This window comes from Bacillus sp. LR--39 (genome assembly GCF_053613335.1).
Genome location: NZ_JBSIOT010000295.1, coordinates 1 through 1,119, shown reverse-complemented (window position 1 = coordinate 1,119; position 1,119 = coordinate 1). Strand labels below are relative to the sequence as shown.

Annotated in this window: 1 protein-coding gene and 1 pseudogene; one reads left to right on the top strand and one right to left on the bottom strand. The window is 44.7% G+C overall.

All coding sequences use genetic code 11. From position 1 onward, the window contains the following. Positions 1–265: 265 nt before the first annotated feature. The gene (locus ACWHAR_RS22645) at positions 266–907 is read left to right on the top strand and encodes a FusB/FusC family EF-G-binding protein (protein ID WP_016885952.1); all 642 of its coding nucleotides are present in this window, start codon (positions 266–268) and stop codon (positions 905–907) included. 22 nt (positions 908–929) lie between these two features. Here ACWHAR_RS22645 and ACWHAR_RS22640 read toward each other — a convergent pair. Then, positions 930–1,119 (bottom strand): annotated as a pseudogene (locus tag ACWHAR_RS22640) (MATE family efflux transporter); the annotation flags it as partial.

Below are 1,119 nucleotides of genomic sequence, written 5' to 3'. Positions count from 1 at the left end.
TTGCATTTTAAAGATAGAGGATATCATTGAGATTGAATACGATTGTCGTTTATAATGGAATCAGTATTCGGAGGTGGATAAAATGGTAAATGACATTCATTTGCCGACTGCAGCGTCTCATGCAAAGCCTGTTATCTTGAAAGGCGATACTTTGCATGAGGCGGGGTTATAAACAAATCGCCTGACAGAGCAAGGTATCATTTCTGATCATCCGGCTTTGCACCTTATTTTAAAATATAGATCTATAAATAAGGAGCTGGCAGAAATGAAGACACCTTTTATCAGAAATGACCAATATAATTTTATTAAGTTTCAAACGGACAGCCTCGTCCAGGGACATGCGAACATCAATGACGAAAACGTCCTTGACGCTTTGAAGTGCAATGCGCTGGATCAAGTGTTCAACCTGTTTCCTGATCTCAGCAGCGATCAAAAGTCTTTGCTGGAGAAGCTGGCAGAAGTGGAAGACAGCGGTGAAGCGGTGCGCTTTTTAGCTGAATTAAAACTTCATGTGATTCCATTTCAGAATGTAACGGTAAAGACTGCTAAAAAGCTGTTCTCTAAAGTGAAAAAATTAAAGACGCCCGAATTTGAGCAGATGGATTTCAGCGGATATTCCTACCTGGGATGGAACGATGCAGGATCAGGCAGGAAATACATGATTGTGGACGCCGGCGGAAAGCTGACCGGAATCCACGGCACCATCAAATCCAGCAATAAAAAAGGAATCTGCTCGATATGCAACAGGACCGAAGAGATCGGACTGTTCATGGCCCGCGTGAAAAGCGGGAAAGAAACCTATACGGACAGAGGCAATTACATTTGCTGTGACAGTGAAAAATGCAATCAAAATTTGATGACGCTGGATCATCTGAACCATTTCGTCGCACAATTAACGAAAGAATAAACGTAAACACCCCGGCTAAAGCTTAGCCGGGGTGTTTTAATGATTTCGGTCTTTGGCCTGCCTCTCTCGCAGCACTGCGCTCTCCGAAAAGCCGGGTGGTCAGCCCGGGAACAGCCATGCATAAGAATACGGAACGCCCAAGGCTGAATAAAAGAAAAGCGAGCCACAGCCCATGGTTTCCGAAAGCGGGGACAGCGGTAAAAAAGGCGGCC

Bases quoted from the DNA above. Each gene is read 5' to 3' on its own strand.
- ACWHAR_RS22645 (WP_016885952.1), top strand. From the start codon at position 266: ATGAAGACACCTTTTATCAGAAATGACCAATATAATTTTATTAAGTTT.